At 64.6% G+C, this 19,552-nt stretch carries 24 protein-coding genes and 1 tRNA gene; 18 read left to right on the top strand and 7 right to left on the bottom strand.

The genetic code is table 11. The features are described 5' to 3' along the window. From VLK61_RS17060 to ispB, 5 genes are all read right to left on the bottom strand, one after another. Nucleotides 1–735 (bottom strand): prepilin peptidase (locus VLK61_RS17060; RefSeq protein WP_325422808.1); only part of this gene is annotated, 735 nt, incomplete at its 3' end. Between the two features lie 6 nt (nucleotides 736–741). Next, on the bottom strand, nucleotides 742–1,962 hold the full coding sequence (locus VLK61_RS17055) for a type II secretion system F family protein (protein WP_325422807.1): 1,221 nt from the start codon (nucleotides 1,960–1,962) through the stop codon (nucleotides 742–744). 49 nt (nucleotides 1,963–2,011) lie between these two features. After that, a complete protein-coding gene (gene pilB, locus VLK61_RS17050) occupies nucleotides 2,012–3,727 on the bottom strand; it encodes a type IV-A pilus assembly ATPase PilB (protein ID WP_325422806.1) in 1,716 nt (571 codons plus the stop codon). A 188-nt stretch (nucleotides 3,728–3,915) separates the two neighbouring features. Further along, nucleotides 3,916–3,992, bottom strand: a tRNA-Pro gene (locus tag VLK61_RS17045). Between the two features lie 52 nt (nucleotides 3,993–4,044). After that, the gene (ispB, locus tag VLK61_RS17040; RefSeq protein WP_325422813.1) at nucleotides 4,045–4,986 is read right to left on the bottom strand and encodes an octaprenyl diphosphate synthase; all 942 of its coding nucleotides are present in this window, start codon (nucleotides 4,984–4,986) and stop codon (nucleotides 4,045–4,047) included. Nucleotides 4,987–5,211: 225 nt separating this feature from the next. Between ispB and rplU the strand changes: the two genes are divergently transcribed. From rplU to proB, 4 genes are all read left to right on the top strand, one after another. Beyond that, on the top strand, nucleotides 5,212–5,523 hold the full coding sequence (rplU, locus tag VLK61_RS17035; protein ID WP_325422805.1) for a 50S ribosomal protein L21: 312 nt from the start codon (nucleotides 5,212–5,214) through the stop codon (nucleotides 5,521–5,523). A gap of 29 nt (nucleotides 5,524–5,552) precedes the next feature. Further along, nucleotides 5,553–5,810 (top strand): 50S ribosomal protein L27, encoded by a 258-nt coding sequence (gene rpmA, locus VLK61_RS17030; RefSeq protein ID WP_325422804.1) that lies wholly within the window; start codon nucleotides 5,553–5,555, stop codon nucleotides 5,808–5,810. Nucleotides 5,811–5,949: 139 nt separating this feature from the next. Further along, a complete protein-coding gene (cgtA, locus tag VLK61_RS17025) occupies nucleotides 5,950–7,023 on the top strand; it encodes an Obg family GTPase CgtA (protein WP_325422803.1) in 1,074 nt (357 codons plus the stop codon). After that, complete coding sequence (proB, locus tag VLK61_RS17020) at nucleotides 7,016–8,134, top strand: glutamate 5-kinase (RefSeq protein ID WP_325422802.1); 1,119 nt, start codon at nucleotides 7,016–7,018, stop codon at nucleotides 8,132–8,134. The genes cgtA and proB overlap by 8 nt, the downstream gene beginning before the upstream one ends. A gap of 21 nt (nucleotides 8,135–8,155) precedes the next feature. Here proB and VLK61_RS17015 read toward each other — a convergent pair whose 3' ends face one another. Both VLK61_RS17015 and VLK61_RS17010 read right to left on the bottom strand, forming a co-directional pair. Next, complete coding sequence (locus VLK61_RS17015) at nucleotides 8,156–8,929, bottom strand: hypothetical protein (protein WP_325422801.1); 774 nt, start codon at nucleotides 8,927–8,929, stop codon at nucleotides 8,156–8,158. A gap of 23 nt (nucleotides 8,930–8,952) precedes the next feature. Beyond that, entirely contained in the window at nucleotides 8,953–9,618 is a 666-nt protein-coding gene (locus tag VLK61_RS17010) for a TetR/AcrR family transcriptional regulator (RefSeq protein ID WP_325422800.1), read from the bottom strand. Nucleotides 9,619–9,696: 78 nt separating this feature from the next. Here VLK61_RS17010 and VLK61_RS17005 point away from each other — a divergent pair, with 78 nt between their 5' ends. From VLK61_RS17005 to coaD, 14 genes are all read left to right on the top strand, one after another. Then, nucleotides 9,697–10,620, top strand: a complete 924-nt coding sequence (locus VLK61_RS17005) for an ABC transporter ATP-binding protein (protein WP_325422799.1) — start codon at nucleotides 9,697–9,699, stop codon at nucleotides 10,618–10,620. Beyond that, nucleotides 10,617–11,378 carry an ABC transporter permease gene (locus VLK61_RS17000; RefSeq protein ID WP_325422798.1) on the top strand — a complete coding sequence of 254 codons (762 nt, stop codon included), beginning with the start codon at nucleotides 10,617–10,619 and terminating at the stop codon, nucleotides 11,376–11,378. The genes VLK61_RS17005 and VLK61_RS17000 overlap by 4 nt, the downstream gene beginning before the upstream one ends. Before the next feature lie 48 nt (nucleotides 11,379–11,426). Beyond that, nucleotides 11,427–11,696 carry a BolA family protein gene (locus VLK61_RS16995; protein ID WP_325422797.1) on the top strand — a complete coding sequence of 90 codons (270 nt, stop codon included), beginning with the start codon at nucleotides 11,427–11,429 and terminating at the stop codon, nucleotides 11,694–11,696. 118 nt (nucleotides 11,697–11,814) lie between these two features. Further along, the gene (hisG, locus tag VLK61_RS16990) at nucleotides 11,815–12,468 is read left to right on the top strand and encodes an ATP phosphoribosyltransferase (protein ID WP_325422796.1); all 654 of its coding nucleotides are present in this window, start codon (nucleotides 11,815–11,817) and stop codon (nucleotides 12,466–12,468) included. Between the two features lie 5 nt (nucleotides 12,469–12,473). Then, nucleotides 12,474–13,793, top strand: a complete 1,320-nt coding sequence (hisD, locus tag VLK61_RS16985; RefSeq protein ID WP_325422795.1) for a histidinol dehydrogenase — start codon at nucleotides 12,474–12,476, stop codon at nucleotides 13,791–13,793. Between the two features lie 52 nt (nucleotides 13,794–13,845). After that, nucleotides 13,846–14,082 carry a CopG family transcriptional regulator gene (locus VLK61_RS16980; RefSeq protein ID WP_325422794.1) on the top strand — a complete coding sequence of 79 codons (237 nt, stop codon included), beginning with the start codon at nucleotides 13,846–13,848 and terminating at the stop codon, nucleotides 14,080–14,082. Beyond that, entirely contained in the window at nucleotides 14,063–14,509 is a 447-nt protein-coding gene (locus VLK61_RS16975; RefSeq protein WP_325422793.1) for a PIN domain-containing protein, read from the top strand. Before VLK61_RS16980 ends, VLK61_RS16975 begins: the two co-directional genes overlap by 20 nt. Further along, the gene (hisC, locus tag VLK61_RS16970; RefSeq protein WP_325422792.1) at nucleotides 14,506–15,591 is read left to right on the top strand and encodes a histidinol-phosphate transaminase; all 1,086 of its coding nucleotides are present in this window, start codon (nucleotides 14,506–14,508) and stop codon (nucleotides 15,589–15,591) included. Before VLK61_RS16975 ends, hisC begins: the two co-directional genes overlap by 4 nt. A gap of 14 nt (nucleotides 15,592–15,605) precedes the next feature. Continuing rightward, nucleotides 15,606–16,196, top strand: a complete 591-nt coding sequence (gene hisB, locus VLK61_RS16965; RefSeq protein ID WP_325422791.1) for an imidazoleglycerol-phosphate dehydratase HisB — start codon at nucleotides 15,606–15,608, stop codon at nucleotides 16,194–16,196. 2 nt (nucleotides 16,197–16,198) lie between these two features. Further along, nucleotides 16,199–16,858 carry an imidazole glycerol phosphate synthase subunit HisH gene (hisH, locus tag VLK61_RS16960; protein WP_325422790.1) on the top strand — a complete coding sequence of 220 codons (660 nt, stop codon included), beginning with the start codon at nucleotides 16,199–16,201 and terminating at the stop codon, nucleotides 16,856–16,858. 48 nt (nucleotides 16,859–16,906) lie between these two features. After that, nucleotides 16,907–17,647 carry a 1-(5-phosphoribosyl)-5-[(5-phosphoribosylamino)methylideneamino]imidazole-4-carboxamide isomerase gene (gene hisA, locus VLK61_RS16955; RefSeq protein WP_325422789.1) on the top strand — a complete coding sequence of 247 codons (741 nt, stop codon included), beginning with the start codon at nucleotides 16,907–16,909 and terminating at the stop codon, nucleotides 17,645–17,647. Between the two features lie 15 nt (nucleotides 17,648–17,662). Beyond that, the gene (hisF, locus tag VLK61_RS16950; protein WP_325422788.1) at nucleotides 17,663–18,424 is read left to right on the top strand and encodes an imidazole glycerol phosphate synthase subunit HisF; all 762 of its coding nucleotides are present in this window, start codon (nucleotides 17,663–17,665) and stop codon (nucleotides 18,422–18,424) included. Beyond that, nucleotides 18,421–19,011 carry a 16S rRNA (guanine(966)-N(2))-methyltransferase RsmD gene (gene rsmD / locus VLK61_RS16945; RefSeq protein ID WP_325422787.1) on the top strand — a complete coding sequence of 197 codons (591 nt, stop codon included), beginning with the start codon at nucleotides 18,421–18,423 and terminating at the stop codon, nucleotides 19,009–19,011. The genes hisF and rsmD overlap by 4 nt, the downstream gene beginning before the upstream one ends. A gap of 29 nt (nucleotides 19,012–19,040) precedes the next feature. Continuing rightward, nucleotides 19,041–19,550 carry a pantetheine-phosphate adenylyltransferase gene (gene coaD, locus VLK61_RS16940; RefSeq protein WP_325422786.1) on the top strand — a complete coding sequence of 170 codons (510 nt, stop codon included), beginning with the start codon at nucleotides 19,041–19,043 and terminating at the stop codon, nucleotides 19,548–19,550. The last annotated feature ends 2 nt before the right edge of the window (nucleotides 19,551–19,552 follow it).

Here is a 19,552-nt window from a genome sequence, read left to right as displayed (position 1 = left end):
GGCGCCCAGCCCGGCCAACAGTTTGAAGTCGCCTTCGGCCATGCCGTCAACATGGCGCACAGCCTTGTACAAGCGGGCCACGGCCCACAACGAGAAGTAGCCGAAGAAGGCGCCGAGTGCAGCGTCATTCAAGGACACCTGGCTCCATTGCTGCCAGGCGGCGACCAGGCCCAGCCCGATCAGCGGCAATGTCAAGTCGTCGGGCAGCAGCGTGGTGTCGAGGTCGATGAAGGCTGCGGCGACCAGCAGCGCGACGGCGGCGCAATAGACCAGGGTTGTCGGCGTCGGCCCGAATCGCCAGGTCACCGCGAAAAAGAGCGTTCCGGTCAGGAGCTCAACGGCAGGGTAGCGTGCGGAGATGCGAGCGCTGCAGCCGGCACAGCGCCCGCGCAGGCGCAGCCAACCCAGCAGCGGGATGTTCTCGTGCCAGGCAATCGCGTGGCCGCAGCTTGGGCAGCGCGATCGCGGGCGCGACAGGCTCAGCACCGGCAGCGCTTGCAGATCCTGGCCCAGCGACTGGCCGACCTTCGCCAGTTCGCCCAGCCGTGCCCCCCGGCCCAGCACGCGCTGCATCGCGTCACCGTCCTGCAGGTAGGCGGCAGCGTCGCCCAGCCATTCACGCTCCAGCAGAACCGGCTTGCGGTGGACCACCACATTCAGGAAGCTGCCGATCATCAGGCCGAGCACGCCCAACATCAGCGGCGAGAGCAGCCACTCCCACACCAGACCCTGCATGAGTTCTCAGACCACCGAGCCAAGCTTGAAGATCGGCAAGTACATGGACACCACAATGCCACCGATCAGCACGCCGAGGATCACGATGATGAACGGCTCCATCAGGCTCGACAGGCCTTTGACCATGTCGTCGACCTCTTCCTCGTAAAACTCGGCCGCCTTGCTCAGCATGTGGTCCAGCGAACCGGCTTCCTCGCCAATCGCCGTCATCTGCAGCACCATGTTCGGGAACACGCCGGTCGACTGCATCGCGGTGGTCAGCGCGGAGCCGGTGGACACATCTCGCTGGATCGCCTGGGTAGCTTCGGCGTAGACCGCGTTGCCGGAAGCGCCGCCCACCGAATCGAGCGCTTCAACGAGAGGCACCCCCGCCGCAAACATCGTCGCCAAGGTACGTGTCCAGCGTGCGATCACCGATTTGTTGATCAGCGAGCCAAACAGCGGGAGCCGCAGCAGCAGACGGTCCATGAACATCTGCATCTTCTCCGACCGCTTCCAGCTCTCGAAGAAGAAGTAGCCGCCGCCAATCAGCACGCCGAAAATGACGTACCAGTAGGACACGAAGAACTCCGACATCGCGATCACGAACAACGTGGGCGCCGGCAAGTCTGCGCCGAAGGACTTGAACACGTCCTTGAACGCAGGGATCACCTTGATCATGATGACGGTCAGCACGATGAAAGCCACCACGATCACCGAAGTCGGGTACATCAGCGCTGACTTGATCTTGCTCTTCAACGCCAGCGTTTTTTCCTGGTAGATCGCCAGACGGTCGAGCAGGGCTTCGAGAATACCGCCAGCCTCGCCAGCTTCGATCAGGTTGCAGTACAGACCGTCGAAGTGCATCGGGTGCTTGCGAAACGCGGCGGACAGGCTGGTGCCGGTCTCGACGTCGGAGCGGATGTCGTTGAGCAGGCGCGTCAGCTTTGGATTGGTTGCGCCCCGTCCGACGATGTCGAATGACTGCAACAGCGGCACGCCGGCCTTCATCATCGTCGCCAGTTGGCGCGTGAAGAGCGCGATGTCCTTCTGCTTGATAGAGCGGCCGCCCGTTGTGCGGCGCTTTTTCACCTTGGTCAGCAGGATGCCTTGACGGCGCAGGCTGGCACTGACCGCGGCTTCGCCGCCGGCGCGCACTTCACCCCGAACGACCTTGCCGTTCTTGTCGCGCCCCTCCCACTCGAACACCATTTCCTTGATGCTTCTTGCGGCTTGTGCAGTCGCCATGACTTCTCCGGCTCTTTCGTTTCACACCCAGGGCAGTGCGCGCCCAGGCTCATTCATTGGTCACCGCGATCACTTCCTCAAGCGTGGTCAGGCCCTGACGGACCTTGACCAAGCCCGATTGGCGCAGGTCGCGCACACCGTCCTTGCGGGCCTGATCGGCAATGTCCACCGCCGTGCCCTCGGCGAGGATGATGCGTTGCTGGGCGTCGCTCATCGGCATCACCTGGTAGATGCCGACACGCCCTCTGTAGCCGGCGGTGCAGGCCGAGCAACCTACCGCGCGGTAAGGACGCCAACTGCCATCCAGGTCTTCCGGCTGATAGCCGGCGCGCAACATCGCCTCGCGAGGGTAGTCGGCTTGCTGCTTGCAGTTCTCACAAAGGCGGCGCGCCAGCCGTTGCGCCGTGATCAGGATCACGCTGGAGGCGATGTTGAACGGCGCCACGCCCATGTTCAGCAGGCGCGTCAGCGTTGTGGGCGCGTCGTTGGTGTGCAGCGTCGACATCACCATGTGCCCGGTCTGGGCGGCCTTGATGGCGATGTCGGCCGTCTCCAGGTCGCGGATTTCGCCGACCATGATGATGTCCGGGTCCTGGCGCAGGAAGGACTTCAGCGCTGCGGCAAAAGTGAGGCCCGCCTTGTCGTTGACATTGACCTGATTGATGCCCGGCAGGTTGATTTCGGCCGGGTCTTCAACGGTCGATATGTTGACCCCCGGCTGGTTGAGGATGTTCAGGCAGGTGTACAGCGACACCGTCTTGCCGGAGCCTGTGGGGCCGGTGACCAGGATCATGCCGTAGGGCCGCACGATCGCGGTCATCAGGCGGTCTTTTTCGATCTTCTCGTAGCCCAGCGCTTCGATGCCGAGCCGGGCGCTCGACGGGTCCAGGATACGGATGACGATCTTTTCGCCGAACAAGGTCGGCAGCGTCGAGATGCGGAAGTCGATGGCCTTGTTGCCGAACTTCAGTTTCATGCGCCCGTCTTGCGGCACACGCTTCTCCGAAATGTCCATCCGGCTGATGACTTTGATGCGCGAGGCCAGCTTCTCCTTGATGGCGACTGGCGGCTGAGTGATTTCCCGCAACTCACCGTCCACCCGAAAGCGCACACGGTAGATGTTCTCGTAGGGTTCGAAGTGCAGGTCCGAGGCGCGCAGGTTGATCGCATCGATCAGCATCTTCTGCAGGAAGCGCACGACCGGTGCGTCCTCGACATCGGAGACGACTTCGGCTGATTCGGAGGCCGATTCCTCTTCGGTGATATCGAACTCGAAGTCACTGCCGGCGATGTTTTCCAGCGACTCGTTGGCGCTGGTGCTCTGGGCCTCCAGCATGCGAGCGAGTTTGTCGTACTCAACGATCACCCACTCGGGCGACAGTTGTGTGGCGAACTTGATGCGCTCGGTGGCTTCCTGATCGGTGGGGTCGGCGCCGCCGATGAACAGGCGACTACCGCGTCGCGCCAGCGCAACGACCTGGTATTGCTGCGTCAGTTTGTTGTCGACGATGCCTTTGGGCATCTTCTCGACGTCAACTGCGTTCAGGTCAACCAGCGGCACGGCCAGCGTGGCCGACAAAGTGTGTGCCAATTCCGACGCGGATACCGCACCCGATGCGATGACCGAGGCTACGAAGCCGATCTTGCGGTCGGTGGCGATCTTGGACAGGTCTTCTGCCGCCTTGGCGCTGAGCTTGCCGGCGTGCACAAGTACTCTCGCGACACCGGAGAGGCTGGATTGCGGGCTATCGACCAATGTATCCACGCGGTTCCGAGAGGGCTGACAAGGCAGTGATCAAAGCATGATCACCGATCCATTGCGCACTGTAAACCGAAGAAGCGTCAGGTTCCTGGCCCAGTTCACTCAAGGTTACGGCTGCCGCCGTACCGATTGCCCCAAGAAGCAAAGAACGAGGCAGGAAAACCAAGGAGGAAAGACCAGATTCAAAAATCTGGTCGGGGTGAGAGGATTCGAACCTCCGGCCTCTACGTCCCGAACGTAGCGCTCTACCAGGCTAAGCTACACCCCGATGTGTCGCGTGCACGGCGCGCAACTAGGGCGCCCTGACGGTCATCTTGCGGTCAGGAGGATCTCTCCACTGACCGAACGCATAATTCTAGCAGAGCTTCGCGGGCCGGCGATTCGGGCAATGCGCGCAAGCTCTGCCGTGCCTTGTTCGCCTCGGTGCGCGCAGCTTGGCGAGTGGCCGCTATGGCGCCGGTTGAGCGCACGATATCGACGATGTCGCCCAGGCGCTCGTTCTCACCGTGCTCGATTGCGTGACGGATCAACTGCCGTTGCGCTGCCGTGCCGCTCTGCATGGCCAGCAAAAGAGGCAAGGTGGGTTTGCCTTCGCGCAGGTCGTCGCCGACATTCTTTCCCAGTGCGTGGGTATCACCTTCGTAGTCGAGCAAGTCGTCGACCAACTGGAACGCCGTGCCGAGCGAGCGCCCATAGTCGGCGCAGGCCTCCTCCAGTGCCGGCTCAGCATCGGCCAATACCGCGCCGAGACGGGCGCTGGCTTCGAACAGCTTGGCGGTTTTGAAACGGATTACACGCAGGTAGTCGTCGACCGACAGGTCGGGGTCGTGCATGTTCATCAACTGCAGCACTTCACCCTCGGCGATGATGTTGGTGGCGTCTGCCAGAACCTCCAGTACCCGCATGCGTTCGACGCCCACCATCATCTGGAAAGCGCGGGAGTAGAGGAAGTCGCCGACCAGCACGCTGGCCGCGTTGCCGAACAGCGCGTTGGCGGTCTGCCGTCCCCGCCGCAGCGACGATTCGTCGACCACGTCGTCATGCAACAGCGTGGCGGTGTGGATGAATTCCACGGTTGCGGCCATCTCGAACCGTGCGGCGCCGTCGAATCCCAGGGCGGAGGCGAACAACAGCACCAGACGGGGGCGGATGCGCTTGCCGCCGGCGCTGACGATGTAGTGGGAGATCTGGTTGATCAGCGCCACGTCGGACGACAAGCGGCGGCGGATCACTTCATCGACCTGTTGCATTTCCGCAGCCATCGGGTCGGCCGTGGCCAGTGAGGAAGCGGAAAGTTCGGTCACGGTGAGCGCGGGGTAGTCAGCCGCAAATTATAGGGAGGGCTGCTTTTGCGTCGTCAGGCACGCTGGGGTCATTCCGCAGGACGTGCGGGCGGCAACTAGCGTGCTAGAATCTTCGGTTCTTTCGGCCGCATTGGTCGAAAGGAAGCACCAAACTCAGTCGAGTCTTTTTGTAAAGAGGCACATATGTACGCGGTCATAAAAACCGGTGGCAAGCAATACAAGGTTGCTGCCGGCGAAAAGATCAAAGTAGAACAGATAGCTGCGGACGTGGGCCAAGAGATCACCATCGACCAGGTACTGGCAGTCGGCAACGGCGCTGACCTGACGATCGGGACTCCCTTGGTGGCCGGCGCCACCGTGACAGCCACGGTGGTATCGCACGGCAAGCACGACAAGGTTCGCATCTTCAAGATGCGCCGCCGCAAGCACTACCAGCGGCATGGCGGTCACCGCCAGACCTATACCGAACTTCAGATCGGCGCCGTCAGCGCCTGACCTGCCAGCACTTCAAGGAGTTCTGAACCATGGCACAGAAAAAGGGCGGCGGTTCCACCCGGAACGGCCGCGATTCCCAACCGAAGATGCTGGGCGTCAAGGCCTTCGGCGGCCAGGTCATCCCGGCCGGCTCGATCATCGTGCGCCAGCGCGGCACCAAGTTTCATGCCGGCGTCAACGTCGGCATGGGCAAGGACCACACGCTGTTCGCGCTGGTCGATGGCCAAGTGAGCTTTGCCATCAAGGGCGCGCTGAACCGCCAGACGGTCATCGTCACGCCGGTCTGACGCTTCAAGCCCAGGCCCGACAAACCCTGGCTTGCCGGGGTTTTCTTGTCGAAAGACCCTGGCCTGCCAGGGTTTCTGAGTCGAAAGCCCCGGCCTGCCGGGGCTTTTGTTTTGGCCGCGCTGCACGGACACTGAGAACATGAAATTCGTCGACGAAGCCACCATCGATATCGCAGCCGGCAACGGTGGTGCCGGCTGCGTCAGCTTCCGGCGCGAGAAGTTCATCCCCTTCGGCGGACCCAACGGCGGCGACGGTGGCAAGGGCGGCAGCGTGTTCGCAGTGGCCGACCGCAACCTGAACACGCTGATCGACTACCGTTACGCGCGGCGCCACGAGGCGCGCAACGGTGAGCCGGGTCGTGGCTCCGACCAGTACGGCGCCGCTTCGGACGATATCGTGCTGCGCATGCCGGTCGGCACGATCATCAAGGATCTGGAGACCGATCAGGTCATCGCCGAACTGCTGGTGCCCGACGAGCCGGTGTTGCTGGCCAAGGGCGGTGACGGTGGCTTCGGTAACCTGCACTACAAGACGAGTACCAACCGCGCGCCGCGTCAGAAGACGCCTGGCTGGCCGGGTGAGCAGAAGAAGCTCAAGCTGGAGTTGCGTGTGCTCGCCGACGTGGGTTTGCTGGGCATGCCCAATGCCGGCAAGTCCACGCTGATCGCGTCAATCTCGAACGCGCGGCCGAAGATCGCCGACTACCCGTTCACGACCTTGCATCCCAACCTCGGTGTGGTGCGGGCCGGACCGGAGCGCAGCTTTGTCGTGGCCGATATTCCTGGCCTGATCGAAGGGGCGTCCGAAGGCGCCGGCCTCGGTCACCAGTTCCTGCGGCATTTGCAGCGCACGCGTCTGCTGTTGCACGTGGTCGACTTCGCGCCGTTCGACGACAGCGTCGATCCGGTGGCGCAGGCCAAGGCCATCGTCAAGGAGTTGCGCAAGTACGACGAGAGCCTGTACGAGAAGCCACGTTGGCTGGTGCTGAACAAGCTCGACATGGTGCCTGCGGAAGAACGCGAAGCCCGCGTGAAGGATTTCGTCAAGCGCCTGCGCTGGAAGGGTCCGGTGTTCCAGATCTCGGCGCTGGCCCGCGACGGGCTGGACCCGCTGGTGCAGACGATCTACCAGCATGTGGCCTCGCAACGTCAGGCGATGCCACCGGAGGTCGACCCGCGCTTCGATGACCAGCCCGGGGCCGCCGATGCCTGACTTGCTGAAGAACGCACGACGCATCGTCGTCAAAGTCGGCTCCAGCCTGGTCACCAACGAAGGGCGCGGCATCGACGCCCAGGCCGTTGGCAATTGGTCACGCCAGTTGGCGACGCTGGCCGGACAGGGCCGCGAGTTGGTGATGGTCTCCAGCGGGGCGATCGCCGAGGGCATGAAGCGCCTGGGCTGGTCGACTCGGCCCACTGAACTGCATGAACAACAGGCTGCCGCCGCGGTGGGCCAGATGGGCCTGGCGCAGGTGTACGAGACGCAGCTGTCGCAGCACGGCATGCGCAGCGCGCAGGTGCTGCTGACGCATGCCGACCTGGCCGACCGCGAGCGCTACCTCAATGCCCGCTCGACGCTGCTGACGCTGCTGTCTTTGCAGGTTATTCCGGTGATCAACGAGAACGACACCGTCGTCAACGACGAGATCAAGTTCGGCGATAACGACACCCTCGGGGCCTTGGTGGCCAATCTGGTCGAGGCCGACGCGCTGGTGATCCTGACCGACCAGCGAGGGCTGTATTCGGCGGACCCGCGCAAGGATCCCGCAGCGCGCTTCATCGATGAAGCGACAGCGGGCGACGTGTCGTTGGAGTTGATGGCCGGCGGTGCCGGTTCGGCCATCGGCCGCGGCGGCATGCTGACCAAGGTGCTCGCGGCCAAGCGGGCCGCCGGTAGCGGCGCGTCGACGGTCATCGCCTGGGGCCGAGAGCCGGATGTGCTGCTGCGTCTGGCCGCGGGTGAGTCCATCGGCACTGCCTTGGTCGCCGGTACCGCGAAGCTGGCGGCGCGCAAGCAATGGATGGCCGACCATCTGCAACTGCGCGGTGCCGTGGTGGTCGATGATGGCGCCGTGCTGAAGCTGCGCGAGGAAGGCAAGAGCTTGCTGCCGATCGGCGTCACCCTTGTCGAAGGCGATTTCCAGCGCGGCGACGTGATCGCGGTTCGTTCACCCGCCGGTACCGAAATCGCACGGGGCCTGGCCAACTATTCGTCGACCGAGGCCCGATTGATCGCACGCAAACCGTCGTCGCAAATCCTGGGGTTGCTGGGCTACGTCAACGAGACTGAATTGATCCACCGCGACAACCTGGTCCTCGCCTGACTTGCAGCCGGTGAGGACCGCTCAGTCCTCCAGCTCTTCCTTCGCCATTTCGACATCCAGGCGCTCCATCGCATCGGCGGGCTCGCTCTCGGCGGCCTGCGCGTAGAGCTTCTCGGCCTCCTTCATGCGTTTGTCGCCCTCGAGCATCACCAGGCCGTTGGCGTACTCGATCATCGCGATCGCCGAGCTCGGGTTGAGCTTCAACGCCTGCTGGTAGAGCTTCAAACCAGTGGCGGCATCTGCGCCCTGGGTCCGGCCCAGTAGCTTGCCGACCTTGTCGATCACCTCGGCATGGAAGGCGCCGAGCGCGATGTGGGCATCGGCATGCTTGGGCGCGAGCTTGATCGTGGTTTCCAACGCCGTCTTGACCTTGTTGCCCAGCCCCTGCGCGAGCGCCTTCGCAACACTGATGCCCTGGCTGTAGCGGCCCAGGGCATACGCCATCCAGTAAAGCGCGTTCGGGTTCTTCGGGTCTTCGGCGGCCTGCGCCTCGGCGCGTTCGGCCACTTCCTGGAACATCGCGAGCTTGGTCTTTTCGCTCTTCTCCAGGTAGTTGGCGTAGATCGCCTGTGCCTTGTTGGCGACCGTGATGCCGGCGCCACCGGCCTTCAGGCCGGCTTCACAAGCCTTCTGGAACTCACCCGCATGGAACAGCGCCCAGGCAGCGAGCACCTTGTCGTCCTTCGGCAGCGGTTCGGCATCGCCCATGTGCAGCCGGGCCCATTGCTTCTTCAGCGCCGCTGCGTCCAGGTGGTAGTCGACGTCGTCATAGGGAAAAGCGGTCCACTTGGCCATCAATCGTCTCCTTGTCAGTTGGGTCAGTCGCCGTTGCGGTAGGCGCCGGCAATCTGGAACAGGTGTTCGCGGGCCTGCAGGTCCAGGTAGGGCATCAGCAGGCTCAGCACATGGTAGGCGCCGCGCGACAGGGCTGCGGCCGCGCTTTCGGGCTCCAACGCCTTGCGCGGGTCGCGCACGTATTCGTAGCTCAGCCAGTAGGTCAGCACCACCACCATGGCACTGGCCACGGTGTCGGCCTCACGCGCGTCGATCTTCAGGTTGCGCTGGCGGGTCAGGCCGCCCAGGACCACGCTGACGGCGCGCGACTTGTTCTTCAGCACGAACTGGAAGTGCGTCTCCAGCCGCCGGTTCTTGCTGAGCAGATCGTTCAGGTCGCGGTAGAGGAAGCGGTACTGCCAGATCAGCTCGAACAGCATGTGGAAGAACAGCCACGCGTCTTCGACGTTACCGACGTTGTCGGCTGCATGCAGCAACTCGGACAACGATCGCTCGTAGCGGTCGAACAGCGCGTTGATCAGCTCGTCCTTCGCCGGGTAGTGGTAGTACAGGTTGCCGGGGCTGATGCCCAGTTCGGCCGAGATCAGCGTGGTGCTGACATTGGGTTCGCCGAAGCGGTTGAACAGATCGAGCGTGATCTCGAGGATGCGTTCGGCCGTGCGGCGCGGCTTCTTGGGAGTGGGTTGCATGGGGGCTTGGAGGGCTCGCGGGAATCTAGCACCAAGGCCGCCTGCATGGATCGATCGCTCTCCCTACAATCCGCCGCCATGCCCGCAGTCAGCTTTCACCAGGTCGCCAAGACCTACTCCGGGCCGAAGGGGAGTTTCCAGGCGCTTGACGGCGTCAGTTTCGACATCGAGCGGGGCGAGTTCTTCGGTCTGCTCGGCCCCAACGGCGCCGGCAAAACCACCCTGATCAGCATCCTCGCCGGGCTCTCGCGCGCCACCGGCGGCCGTGTCACGGTGATGGGTCACGATGTGCGGGCTGATTACGCGCAGGCCCGCATGTCGCTCGGCATCGTGCCGCAGGAACTGGTCTTCGACCCCTTCTTCACCGTGCGCGAGGCCTTGCGCATCCAGAGCGGCTACTTCGGCGTGCGCCACAACGACGCCTGGATCGACGAGTTGCTGCACAACCTGGGCCTGGCCGACAAGGCCGGCGCCAACATGCGCCAGCTGTCGGGCGGCATGAAGCGGCGTGTGCTGGTGGCGCAGGCACTGGTGCATCGCCCGCCGGTGATCGTGCTGGACGAGCCGACGGCCGGCGTCGATGTCGAGTTGCGTCAGACCTTGTGGGCCTTCATCGCGCGGCTGAACCGCGAAGGCCACACGGTACTGCTGACCACGCACTACCTCGAAGAGGCCGAAGCGCTGTGTCACCGCATCGGCATGCTCAAGCAGGGCAGGCTGGTGGCACTGGACCGCACGGCCGAACTGTTGCGCGGCATGGCCAGCACCATGCTGCGCTTCAAGACCGACCATGTGCTGCCGGCGGCCATCGCGGCGCAGGCACGGGTAACCGGGCGCATCGTGCAACTGAAGGCGCATGACGCCGCGGAAGTCGAACAGATGCTGAGCGCGCTGCGCCAAGCCAAGGTGCCAGTCGAAGATCTGGAGATCGGCCGTGCCGACCTGGAAGACGTGTTCCTGGACATCATGCAGGCGCCCGCGCAGCACAAGGTGGCCGCATGAAGCTCGCCGGCGCACGAACGCTGTTCTACAAGGAGGTGCTGCGTTTCTGGAAGGTGTCCTTCCAGACGGTGGCCGCCCCGGTGCTTACCGCGGTGATGTACCTGCTGATCTTCGGCCATGTGCTGGAAGATCGGGTGCAGGTGTTCGAGGGTGTCGGCTACACCAGCTTCCTGATTCCCGGCCTGGTGATGATGAGCGTGCTGCAGAACAGCTTCGCGAACAGCTCGTCCAGCCTGATCCAGAGCAAGATCACCGGCAACTTGGTGTTCCTGCTGGTCTCGCCGCTGTCGCACTGGGCCTGGTTTGCGGCCTATGTGGGCGCCTCGGTGGTGCGCGGGCTGGCGGTCGGTGTGGGCGTGTTCGTCGTCACCGTCTGGTTCGCGCCGCCGACGTTCGCCGAACCTTGGTGGATCGTGGTCTTCGCCGCGCTGGGCGCCGGCATGCTGGGCTCGCTGGGTCTGATTGCCGGCCTCTGGGCCGAGAAGTTCGACCAGATGGCGGCGTTCCAGAACTTCATCATCATGCCGATGACCTTCCTGTCCGGCGTGTTCTATTCGGTGAAGTCGCTGCCCGCGGTGTGGCAGGCGGTGAGCCACCTGAACCCGTTCTTCTACATGATCGACGGCTTCCGGCGCGGCTTCTTCGGCCACAGCGACATCTCGCCGTGGGTCAGCCTGGCCGTGGTGGGCCTGAGCTTCCTGCTGGTGTCCAGCGTGGCCCTGCGGCTGCTGGCCACGGGCTACAAGCTGCGGCATTGAGGCGTGCCGCAGGCCCATGCCAGTGGCCGATGAGATAATCCGTCCACCATGGCCGACCCCACTGCCGACGACGTTCGCAGCTTCATCGCTGCAGGCATTGCTTGCGATCATCTCGAGGTCGAAGGTGATGGCCGGCATTTCTTCGCCACCATCGTGTCGGCAGACTTCAACGGCAAGAGCCGCGTGGTCCGCCATCAGCGGGTCTATGCGGCCCTCGGCGACAGGATGCGCGAGCAGATCCACGCGCTGTCGATGAAGACCCTCACTCCAGCCGAGTGGGCCTCGGCCCCCGCGGCACCGCAACACCCCCACCACTGATCATCCGCGGCCTCCAGCGCTGCGGATGACGGTTGTCGTCCCCCCAAGACGACCAGCCCGATCCGCCGCCCGTGGGGGTCATCATCACGGGCCTTGGCGCCGACACCGAGAGAATCCAATGAACGGCACCCTGACGCTGGCGCTTTCCAAGGGCCGCATCTTCGACGAGACACTGCCGCTGCTGGCCGCGGCCGGCATCGAAGTCACCGAAGACCCCGAGAAGAGCCGCAAGCTGATCCTGTCCACCAGCCAGCCCGATGTGCGGGTGGTGCTGGTGCGCGCCACTGACGTGCCCACCTATGTGGAGCAAGGGGGCGCCGACCTGGGTGTGGCCGGTTTCGACATCTTGCTGGAACACGGTTGCGCGGGTCTGTACCAGCCGCTGGACCTGCGCATTGCACGTTGCCGCATGAGCGTGGCCACACGCGCCGATTTCGACTACGCCGCCGCCGTCAAGCAGGGTTCGCGCATCCGCGTGGCGACCAAATACACGCAGATCGCGCGCCAGCATTTCGCCGACAAGGGCGTGCACGTCGACTTGATCAAACTCTATGGCTCGATGGAGCTCGCGCCGCTGACCGGTCTGGCCGACGCCATCGTCGACCTGGTGTCGACCGGCAGCACGCTGGCGGCGAACCACCTGGTCGAGGTCGAACGCATCATGGACATCAGCTCGCGCCTGGTCGTCAACCAGGCCGCGCTGAAGCTCAAGCGTGAACCGATCCGCCGCTTGATCGACGCTTTCGCCCGTGTCACCGAAACCAGGACTTGAGCGCCATGTCTGCCGTCAACATCCGCCAGCTCAGCACCACGGCTCCGGACTTCGAAGACCAGTTCCATCGTGTGCTGCACTGGTCGGCCGAAACCGACGACGCGATCGAGCAGCGGGTGACCGAAATCCTGGCCGACGTGCGCAGCCGCGGCGATGCCGCCGTGCTGGCGTACACCGAACGCTTCGATGCGCTGAAGGCCGACACCGTGGCCGCGCTGGAGTTGCCCCGCGGTGAGTTGCGCCAGGCCCTGGCTGCGATCACGCCCGCCCAGCGCGATGCACTGCAGGCCGCCGCCGCGCGGGTGCGCAGCTACCACGAGCGCCAACTGCAAGCCTGCGGCCTGAGCTGGCAGTACCGTGACGAGAACGGCACGCTGCTCGGCCAGAAAGTCACGCCGCTGGATCGGGTGGGCATCTATGTGCCGGGCGGCAAGGCGGCGTATCCGTCGTCGGTGCTGATGAACGCGCTGCCGGCCCAGGTGGCCGGGGTCGGCGAGATCATCATGGTCGTGCCCACACCTCGCGGCGAGAAGAATGCGCTGGTGCTGGCGGCGGCTTCCATCGCCGGCGTCACGCGAGCGTTCACGATCGGCGGTGCGCAGGCCATCGGCGCTTTGGCCTGCGGCACTGCCACGATTCCGCGCGTCGACAAGATCACCGGCCCGGGCAATGCCTATGTCGCCAGTGCCAAGCGCCGGGTGTTCGGCCAGGTCGGCATCGACATGATCGCCGGCCCCAGCGAGATCCTGGTGCTGGCCGATGGCAGCACGCCGGCCGACTGGGTCGCGATGGACCTGTTCAGCCAGGCCGAGCACGACGAACTGGCGCAGAGCATCCTGCTGTGTCCGGATGCCGGCTACATCGCGGCCGTGCGGTCGGCCATCGACCGGCTGTTGCCCGGCATGCCGCGCCAGGCGGTGATCCGCGCATCGCTCGAAGGCCGCGGCGCACTGATCCACACCCGGTCGATGCAGGAGGCCTGCGAGATCAGCAACCGTATCGCCCCCGAACACCTGGAAGTCAGTGCCAGCCAGCCCGGCCAATGGGAGCCGCTGCTGCGCCACGCCGGTGCGATCTTCCTCGGCGCCTACACCAGCGAAAGCCTGGGCGACTACTGCGCCGGTCCGAACCATGTATTGCCGACGTCGGGCACCTCGCGCTTCAGTTCGCCGCTGGGCGTCTACGACTTCCAGAAGCGCAGCAGCCTGATCGAAGTCAGCGAAGCAGGCGCCCGCCAACTGGGGCCGATCGCCGCTGAACTGGCCTACGGCGAAGGCTTGCAAGCCCACGCGCGTGCCGCCGAAATGCGCTGCGAACCGACTTGACACGAACTTCGTGCAACACGAGAATAGTGCAACACTGATTTCGTGTACTTCGATGAAAAACGTCACCGTCACGATGGAAGACAGCGTTGCCGAATGGGCCCGCATGGAAGCCGCGCGCCGCAACACCAGCGTTTCGCGGCTGATCGGCGAGATGCTGGCCGAGAAGATGCGGCATGACGACGCCTACGAGCGCGCGATGAACGAGTGGCTCAGCCGCGAACGCAGTTGGAAATCCGACGGTTCCGCCTACCCCAGCCGAGAGGCCACGCATGAACGCGGTGTTCGTTGACACCAACGTGTTGATCTACAGCGAGGACGGCGCCGATGCGGACAAGCAGAAGCGCGCCATCGAGTGGCTCAGCATGCTGTGGATGAAGCAACGCGGCCGGCTGAGCACGCAGGTGCTCAATGAGTTTTACGTCAATGCCACGCGCAAACTGCGGCCTGCCATGCCGGCCGGCGACGCGCGCGCCGAAGTCCGGCGCTACCAGCGCTGGCGGCCCTGGGCCATCGACCACACCACGGTGGAGACGGCCTGGGCCGTCGAGAGCCGCTTCGGCCTGAATTACTGGGACGCGCTGATCGTCGCGTCGGCCCAGGCCCAGGGCTGCCGTTTCCTGCTGTCGGAAGACCTGCAGCATGAACAGCAGATCGACAGCGTGCGCATCCTCAACCCTTTCCTGGTCGGGCCCGAAGTGCTCGACAGCCCATCATGACCGACCTGTCCGCCTGCATGAGCCGAGTGATCCGACGCGACATCCAGGACATGCACGCTTATGCCGTGCAGCCCAGCGCCGGCCTGGTCAAGCTCGACTCGATGGAGAACCCGTACCGCCTGCCTGAAGCGTTGCAGCAGGCCCTGGGCGAGCGGCTGGGCCGCGTTGCGATGAACCGCTATCCAGCTCAGCAAGCTGCCGTGCTGGGTGCTGCGCTGGCTGCCCATGCCGGTGCGCCGGCCGATTGCGCGATCACGCTGGGCAATGGCTCGGACGAACTGATCACGATGCTCAGCATGGCCGGCGACGTTCCCGGTGCGGTGGTGATGGCGCCGCTGCCGGGCTTTGTGATGTATGCGATGTCGGCCTCGCTGCAAGGCATTCGGTTTGTCGGCGTGCCGCTGACCGTTGACTTCGAGCTGGACGAGATCGCGATGCTGGCCGCGATTGAAGAACACCGGCCGACGCTGCTGTACCTGGCCTACCCGAACAATCCCACCGGCAACCTGTGGGACGACGCGGTGATCGATCGGCTGATCGAAGCGATGGGCCGGATCAACGGTCTGGTGGTGATGGACGAGGCCTACCAGCCCTTCGCATCGCGCGACTCGATGAGCCGCCTGAAGCGCTACCCGCATGTGCTGCTGATGCGCACCATGAGCAAGTTCGGCTTGGCCGGCGTGCGCATCGGCTACCTGATCGGCCAGCGCGCATTGATCAGCGAGATCGACAAGCTGCGGCCGCCCTACAACATCAGTGTGCTGAACGCAGAAGCCGCCCTGTTCGCGGTGGAGCACGCCGATGAATACGCGGCCCAGGCAGCAGCCATTCGCAGCGAACGCGAGCGTGTCTTTGCCCAGTTGCAGGATCTGCCCGGCGTGCGTCCCTACCCCAGCCAAGCCAACATGATCCTCACCCGTGTACCCGACGCCGCCGCGGCGTTTGCAGGCATCCGCCAGCGCGGCGTGCTGGTCAAGAATGTGTCGGCAATACACCCGCTGCTGGCCAACTGTCTGCGCCTGACCATCGGCACGCCCGACGAGAATCGGCAAATGATCGAGGCCTTGCGCGCCTCGCTGTGAGAAAGCACACCACCATGGACCGCATCGCCGAAGTCCGGCGCGACACCAAGGAAACGCAGATCCGCGTTCGCCTGAACCTCGATGGCAGTGGCCAATCGAAACTGGCCACCGGCATCGGCTTCTTCGACCACATGCTCGACCAGGTGGCGCGCCATGGCCTGATCGACCTGGACATCGAGGCCGCCGGTGACCTGCACATCGACGGCCATCACACGGTCGAGGATGTCGGCATCACGCTCGGCATGGCGGTGGCGCAGGCGATAGGCGACAAGAAGGGCATCACCCGCTACGGCCATTCGTATGTGCCGCTGGATGAAGCCTTGTCGCGCGTGGTGGTCGACTTTTCTGGTCGCCCGGGGCTGCACATGGACATCCCGTTCAAGGCCGGCATGGTCGGCGCGTTCGACACGCAGCTGACCTATGAATTTTTCCAGGGCTTCGTCAACCACGCGCTGGTCACCTTGCACATCGACAACCTGAAGGGCGCAAACGCCCACCACCAAGCCGAAACAGTGTTCAAGGCCTTCGGCCGCGCACTGCGCATGGCGCTGACGCCTGATCCGCGCTCCGCCGGCGTGATCCCGTCGACCAAGGGGAGCCTCTGATCATGGCGCGCACCGTGGCAGTGGTCGACTACGGCATGGGCAACCTGCGCTCGGTGTCGCAGGCGGTCCAGCATGTGGCCGTGGGCAGCGGCTTCGAGGTCGTCATCACGCAGCGGCCGGAGGACGTGTTTGCGGCAGAGCGCATCGTGCTGCCCGGCCAGGGCGCGATCCGCGATTGCATGCGCGAACTGCACGACTCCGGCCTGAAGGAAGCCGTGCTCGACGCGGCCGCCAACAAGCCGATGATGGGCGTGTGTGTCGGCATGCAGATGCTGTTCGACCACAGTGACGAGCAGAACACCGCAGGCCTTGGGCTGATCCCCGGTGGTGTGCACCGCTTCGAACTCGAGGGTCGATTGCAGCCCGATGGCAGCCGCTACAAGGTGCCGCAGATGGGCTGGAACCAGGTCTACCCATGCGCGCCCGGCGGACGCCGCCATCAGATTTGGGATGGCGTGCCAGATGGCAGTTATTTCTACTTCGTGCACAGCTATTTCACGCAACCGTCGGTGCCGCACCACAGCGCCGGCGAAACCGACTACGGCGACCGCTTTACCTGCGCCGTGGCGCGGGATAACATTTTTGCCACCCAATTCCACCCTGAGAAGAGCGCAGCACACGGCCTCAGCCTGTATCGGAACTTCCTTGCCTGGAAGCCCTGAACGCGCCTGCTTCTTGTCCCTTTCCCTTTCCAGCACCGCCCACTCGCCATGCTGCTGATTCCAGCGATTGATCTCAAAGACGGCAAGTGCGTGCGCTTGCGGCAGGGCGACATGAACGCGTCCACCACCTTCGGCGAAGACCCGGCCGCAATGGCGCGGCGCTGGGTCAATGCCGGCGCGAGACGGCTGCACCTGGTCGACCTGAACGGCGCGTTTGCCGGCAAGCCGGTCAACGAGCCGGCGATCAAGGCCATCCTGGCTGAGGTTGGCAATGAAATTCCGGTGCAGCTGGGTGGCGGCATCCGCGACCTCGACACCATCGAGCGCTACCTCGACGATGGCCTGAGCTTCATCATCATCGGAACCGCCGCGGTCAAGAACCCGGGCTTCCTGAAAGATGCCTGCACGGCATTTGGCGGCCACATCATCGTCGGCCTGGACGCCAAGGACGGCAAGGTCGCCACCGATGGCTGGAGCAAGCTCACCGGCCACGAAGTCGTTGACCTCGCGAAGAAGTTCGAGGACTACGGCGTCGAAGGTGTGATCTACACCGACATCGGCCGCGACGGCATGCTCACCGGCATCAACATCGAGGCCACGGTGAAGCTGGCGCAAGCGCTGTCGATTCCGGTCATCGCATCGGGCGGGCTGTCTGACCTCGCTGACATTGAACGCTTGTGCGCGGTGGAAGGCGAAGGCGTGGAAGGTGTGATCTGCGGACGTTCGATCTACTCCGGTGCGCTGGACTTCGCCGCCGCGCAGCGGCGTGCCGACGAACTGGGCAGCTGAGCGGTCCTCGTCCCCATGCTCGCCAAACGCATCATTCCCTGCCTCGACGTGACCGGCGGCCGTGTCGTCAAGGGCGTCAATTTCGTCGAGTTGCGCGATGCCGGCGACCCGGTGGAAATCGCCGCGCGCTACAACGAGCAGGGTGCCGACGAGCTGACCTTCCTCGATATCACCGCCACCAGTGACGGCCGCGACCTGATCCTGCACATCATCGAGGCTGTGGCCTCACAGGTCTTCATTCCGCTGACCGTTGGCGGTGGCGTTCGCACGGTGGAAGACGTGCGGCGCCTGCTCAATGCTGGCGCCGACAAGGTCAGCTTCAACTCGGCGGCGATCGCCAGCCCGCAGGTGATTCGGGACGCGTCGGGCAAGTACGGTGCGCAGGCCATCGTGGTGGCGATCGATGCCAAGGCACGAGCCGATGGTTCGGGCTGGGACGTCTACAGCCACGGCGGGCGCAAGAACACCGGCCTCGACGCGGTGGCCTGGGCCCGGCAGATGGCCGACCATGGCGCAGGCGAGATCCTGCTGACCAGCATGGACCGCGACGGCACGAAGATCGGTTTCGACCTGGGCCTGACACGCGCGGTCAGCGACGCGGTGCCGGTGCCGGTGATTGCCTCGGGCGGCGTCGGCACGCTGGAGCACCTGGCCGAAGGCATCCAGATCGGCGGCGCCGACGCGGTGCTGGCCGCCAGCATCTTCCACTACGGCGAGTTCAGCGTCGGCCAGGCCAAGGCGTTGCTGGCCAGCCGCGGCATTCCGGTGCGGCCATGAAGCCGGCGGCCAAGCGTGCGCCGGGGCGGGGTGCTTCGGCCCTGCCGCGCGAGGTGCGCCTGATCGGCGGCCTGTGGAAGCGTAGCAAGCTGCCGGTGGCCGATCGGCCCGGCCTGCGGCCGACGCCGGACCGTGTGCGTGAAACGTTGTTCAACTGGCTGGGTCAGGATCTGTCGGGTTGGCGCTGCCTGGATGCTTTTGCCGGCAGCGGCGCGCTGGGCTTCGAGGCGGCTTCGCGCGGTGCGGCGGAGGTGATCCTGTTGGAGCGTGACGCAGTCCTGGTGGCCAGCCTGCGGGCGAGCCAGACGCGGTTGAAGGCGGAGGGTCTGCGCATCGAGCCGGCCGAGGCCGTCGGATGGATGGCCCGCTGTGCACCCAGCCGCTTCGAACTGGTGCTGCTGGATCCGCCCTTCGATGCGGGACTGGGCGCTTCGGCCCTGAGCGCCGCGCTGCCGTTGGTCGTTGACGCGGGCTACCTCTACGTCGAAGCGCCCGAAGCCCTGGCCAATGCGCCAGCCGGCTTCGAGCTGTGGCGCTCCGGCCGCGCCGGTGCGGTGCATTTCCACTTGCTGCGGCGCAACAGCTAAACTGCCCGCCGAGCCGACGAGGAGTGCCTGTGTTGCAACACCCCAAGCCGCTGATTGCTGTCTATCCGGGCACTTTCGACCCGATGACGCTGGGCCATGAAGACCTGATGCGCCGGGCCTCCCGGCTGTTCGACAAGCTGATCCTGGCCGTGGCTGCCGGCCATCACAAGCGCACGATGTTCACCATCGCCGAGCGCCTGGAAATCGCCACCGAGATTGCGCTGCCCTACCGCAATGTCGAGGTCGTGGCCTTCCGCGGCCTGCTGCGCGACTTCGTCGTCGCCAACAGCGGCCAAGTGGTGGTGCGCGGTCTGCGCGCCGTCAGCGACTTCGAGTACGAGTTCCAGATGGCCGGCATGAACCGGCAATTGATGCCAGAAGTGGAAACGCTGTTCCTGACACCGTCGGACCAGTTCCAGTTCGTCAGCGGTACCTTCGTGCGCGAGATTGCCACCTTGGGCGGTGATGTCTCGAAGTTCGTGGCACCCTCGGTCTTGAACCGATTGAAGGAGCGCGTCGCGACCGTTGTCGACGCCTGAAC

Origin of the sequence: Aquabacterium sp. (assembly GCF_035476535.1) — a bacterium.
GTDB lineage: Bacteria > Pseudomonadota > Gammaproteobacteria > Burkholderiales > Burkholderiaceae_C > Pseudaquabacterium.
This window is presented reverse-complemented; position numbering and strand designations above follow the sequence as displayed.

Excerpts from the sequence above, each read along its gene's own strand:
- VLK61_RS17055 (WP_325422807.1), bottom strand. The coding sequence starts at position 1,962 with ATGGCGACTGCACAAGCCGCAAGAAGCATCAAGGAAATGGTGTTCGAG.
- ispB (WP_325422813.1), bottom strand. The coding sequence starts at position 4,986 with ATGGCTGCGGAAATGCAACAGGTCGATGAAGTGATCCGCCGCCGCTTG.
- rplU (WP_325422805.1), top strand. The coding sequence starts at position 5,212 with ATGTACGCGGTCATAAAAACCGGTGGCAAGCAATACAAGGTTGCTGCC.
- rpmA (WP_325422804.1), top strand. The coding sequence starts at position 5,553 with ATGGCACAGAAAAAGGGCGGCGGTTCCACCCGGAACGGCCGCGATTCC.
- cgtA (WP_325422803.1), top strand. The coding sequence starts at position 5,950 with ATGAAATTCGTCGACGAAGCCACCATCGATATCGCAGCCGGCAACGGT.
- proB (WP_325422802.1), top strand. The coding sequence starts at position 7,016 with ATGCCTGACTTGCTGAAGAACGCACGACGCATCGTCGTCAAAGTCGGC.
- VLK61_RS17015 (WP_325422801.1), bottom strand. The coding sequence starts at position 8,929 with ATGGCCAAGTGGACCGCTTTTCCCTATGACGACGTCGACTACCACCTG.
- VLK61_RS17010 (WP_325422800.1), bottom strand. The coding sequence starts at position 9,618 with ATGCAACCCACTCCCAAGAAGCCGCGCCGCACGGCCGAACGCATCCTC.
- VLK61_RS17005 (WP_325422799.1), top strand. The coding sequence starts at position 9,697 with ATGCCCGCAGTCAGCTTTCACCAGGTCGCCAAGACCTACTCCGGGCCG.
- VLK61_RS17000 (WP_325422798.1), top strand. The coding sequence starts at position 10,617 with ATGAAGCTCGCCGGCGCACGAACGCTGTTCTACAAGGAGGTGCTGCGT.
- VLK61_RS16995 (WP_325422797.1), top strand. The coding sequence starts at position 11,427 with ATGGCCGACCCCACTGCCGACGACGTTCGCAGCTTCATCGCTGCAGGC.
- hisG (WP_325422796.1), top strand. The coding sequence starts at position 11,815 with ATGAACGGCACCCTGACGCTGGCGCTTTCCAAGGGCCGCATCTTCGAC.
- hisD (WP_325422795.1), top strand. The coding sequence starts at position 12,474 with ATGTCTGCCGTCAACATCCGCCAGCTCAGCACCACGGCTCCGGACTTC.
- VLK61_RS16980 (WP_325422794.1), top strand. The coding sequence starts at position 13,846 with ATGAAAAACGTCACCGTCACGATGGAAGACAGCGTTGCCGAATGGGCC.
- VLK61_RS16975 (WP_325422793.1), top strand. The coding sequence starts at position 14,063 with ATGAACGCGGTGTTCGTTGACACCAACGTGTTGATCTACAGCGAGGAC.
- hisC (WP_325422792.1), top strand. The coding sequence starts at position 14,506 with ATGACCGACCTGTCCGCCTGCATGAGCCGAGTGATCCGACGCGACATC.
- hisB (WP_325422791.1), top strand. The coding sequence starts at position 15,606 with ATGGACCGCATCGCCGAAGTCCGGCGCGACACCAAGGAAACGCAGATC.
- hisH (WP_325422790.1), top strand. The coding sequence starts at position 16,199 with ATGGCGCGCACCGTGGCAGTGGTCGACTACGGCATGGGCAACCTGCGC.
- hisA (WP_325422789.1), top strand. The coding sequence starts at position 16,907 with ATGCTGCTGATTCCAGCGATTGATCTCAAAGACGGCAAGTGCGTGCGC.
- hisF (WP_325422788.1), top strand. The coding sequence starts at position 17,663 with ATGCTCGCCAAACGCATCATTCCCTGCCTCGACGTGACCGGCGGCCGT.
- rsmD (WP_325422787.1), top strand. The coding sequence starts at position 18,421 with ATGAAGCCGGCGGCCAAGCGTGCGCCGGGGCGGGGTGCTTCGGCCCTG.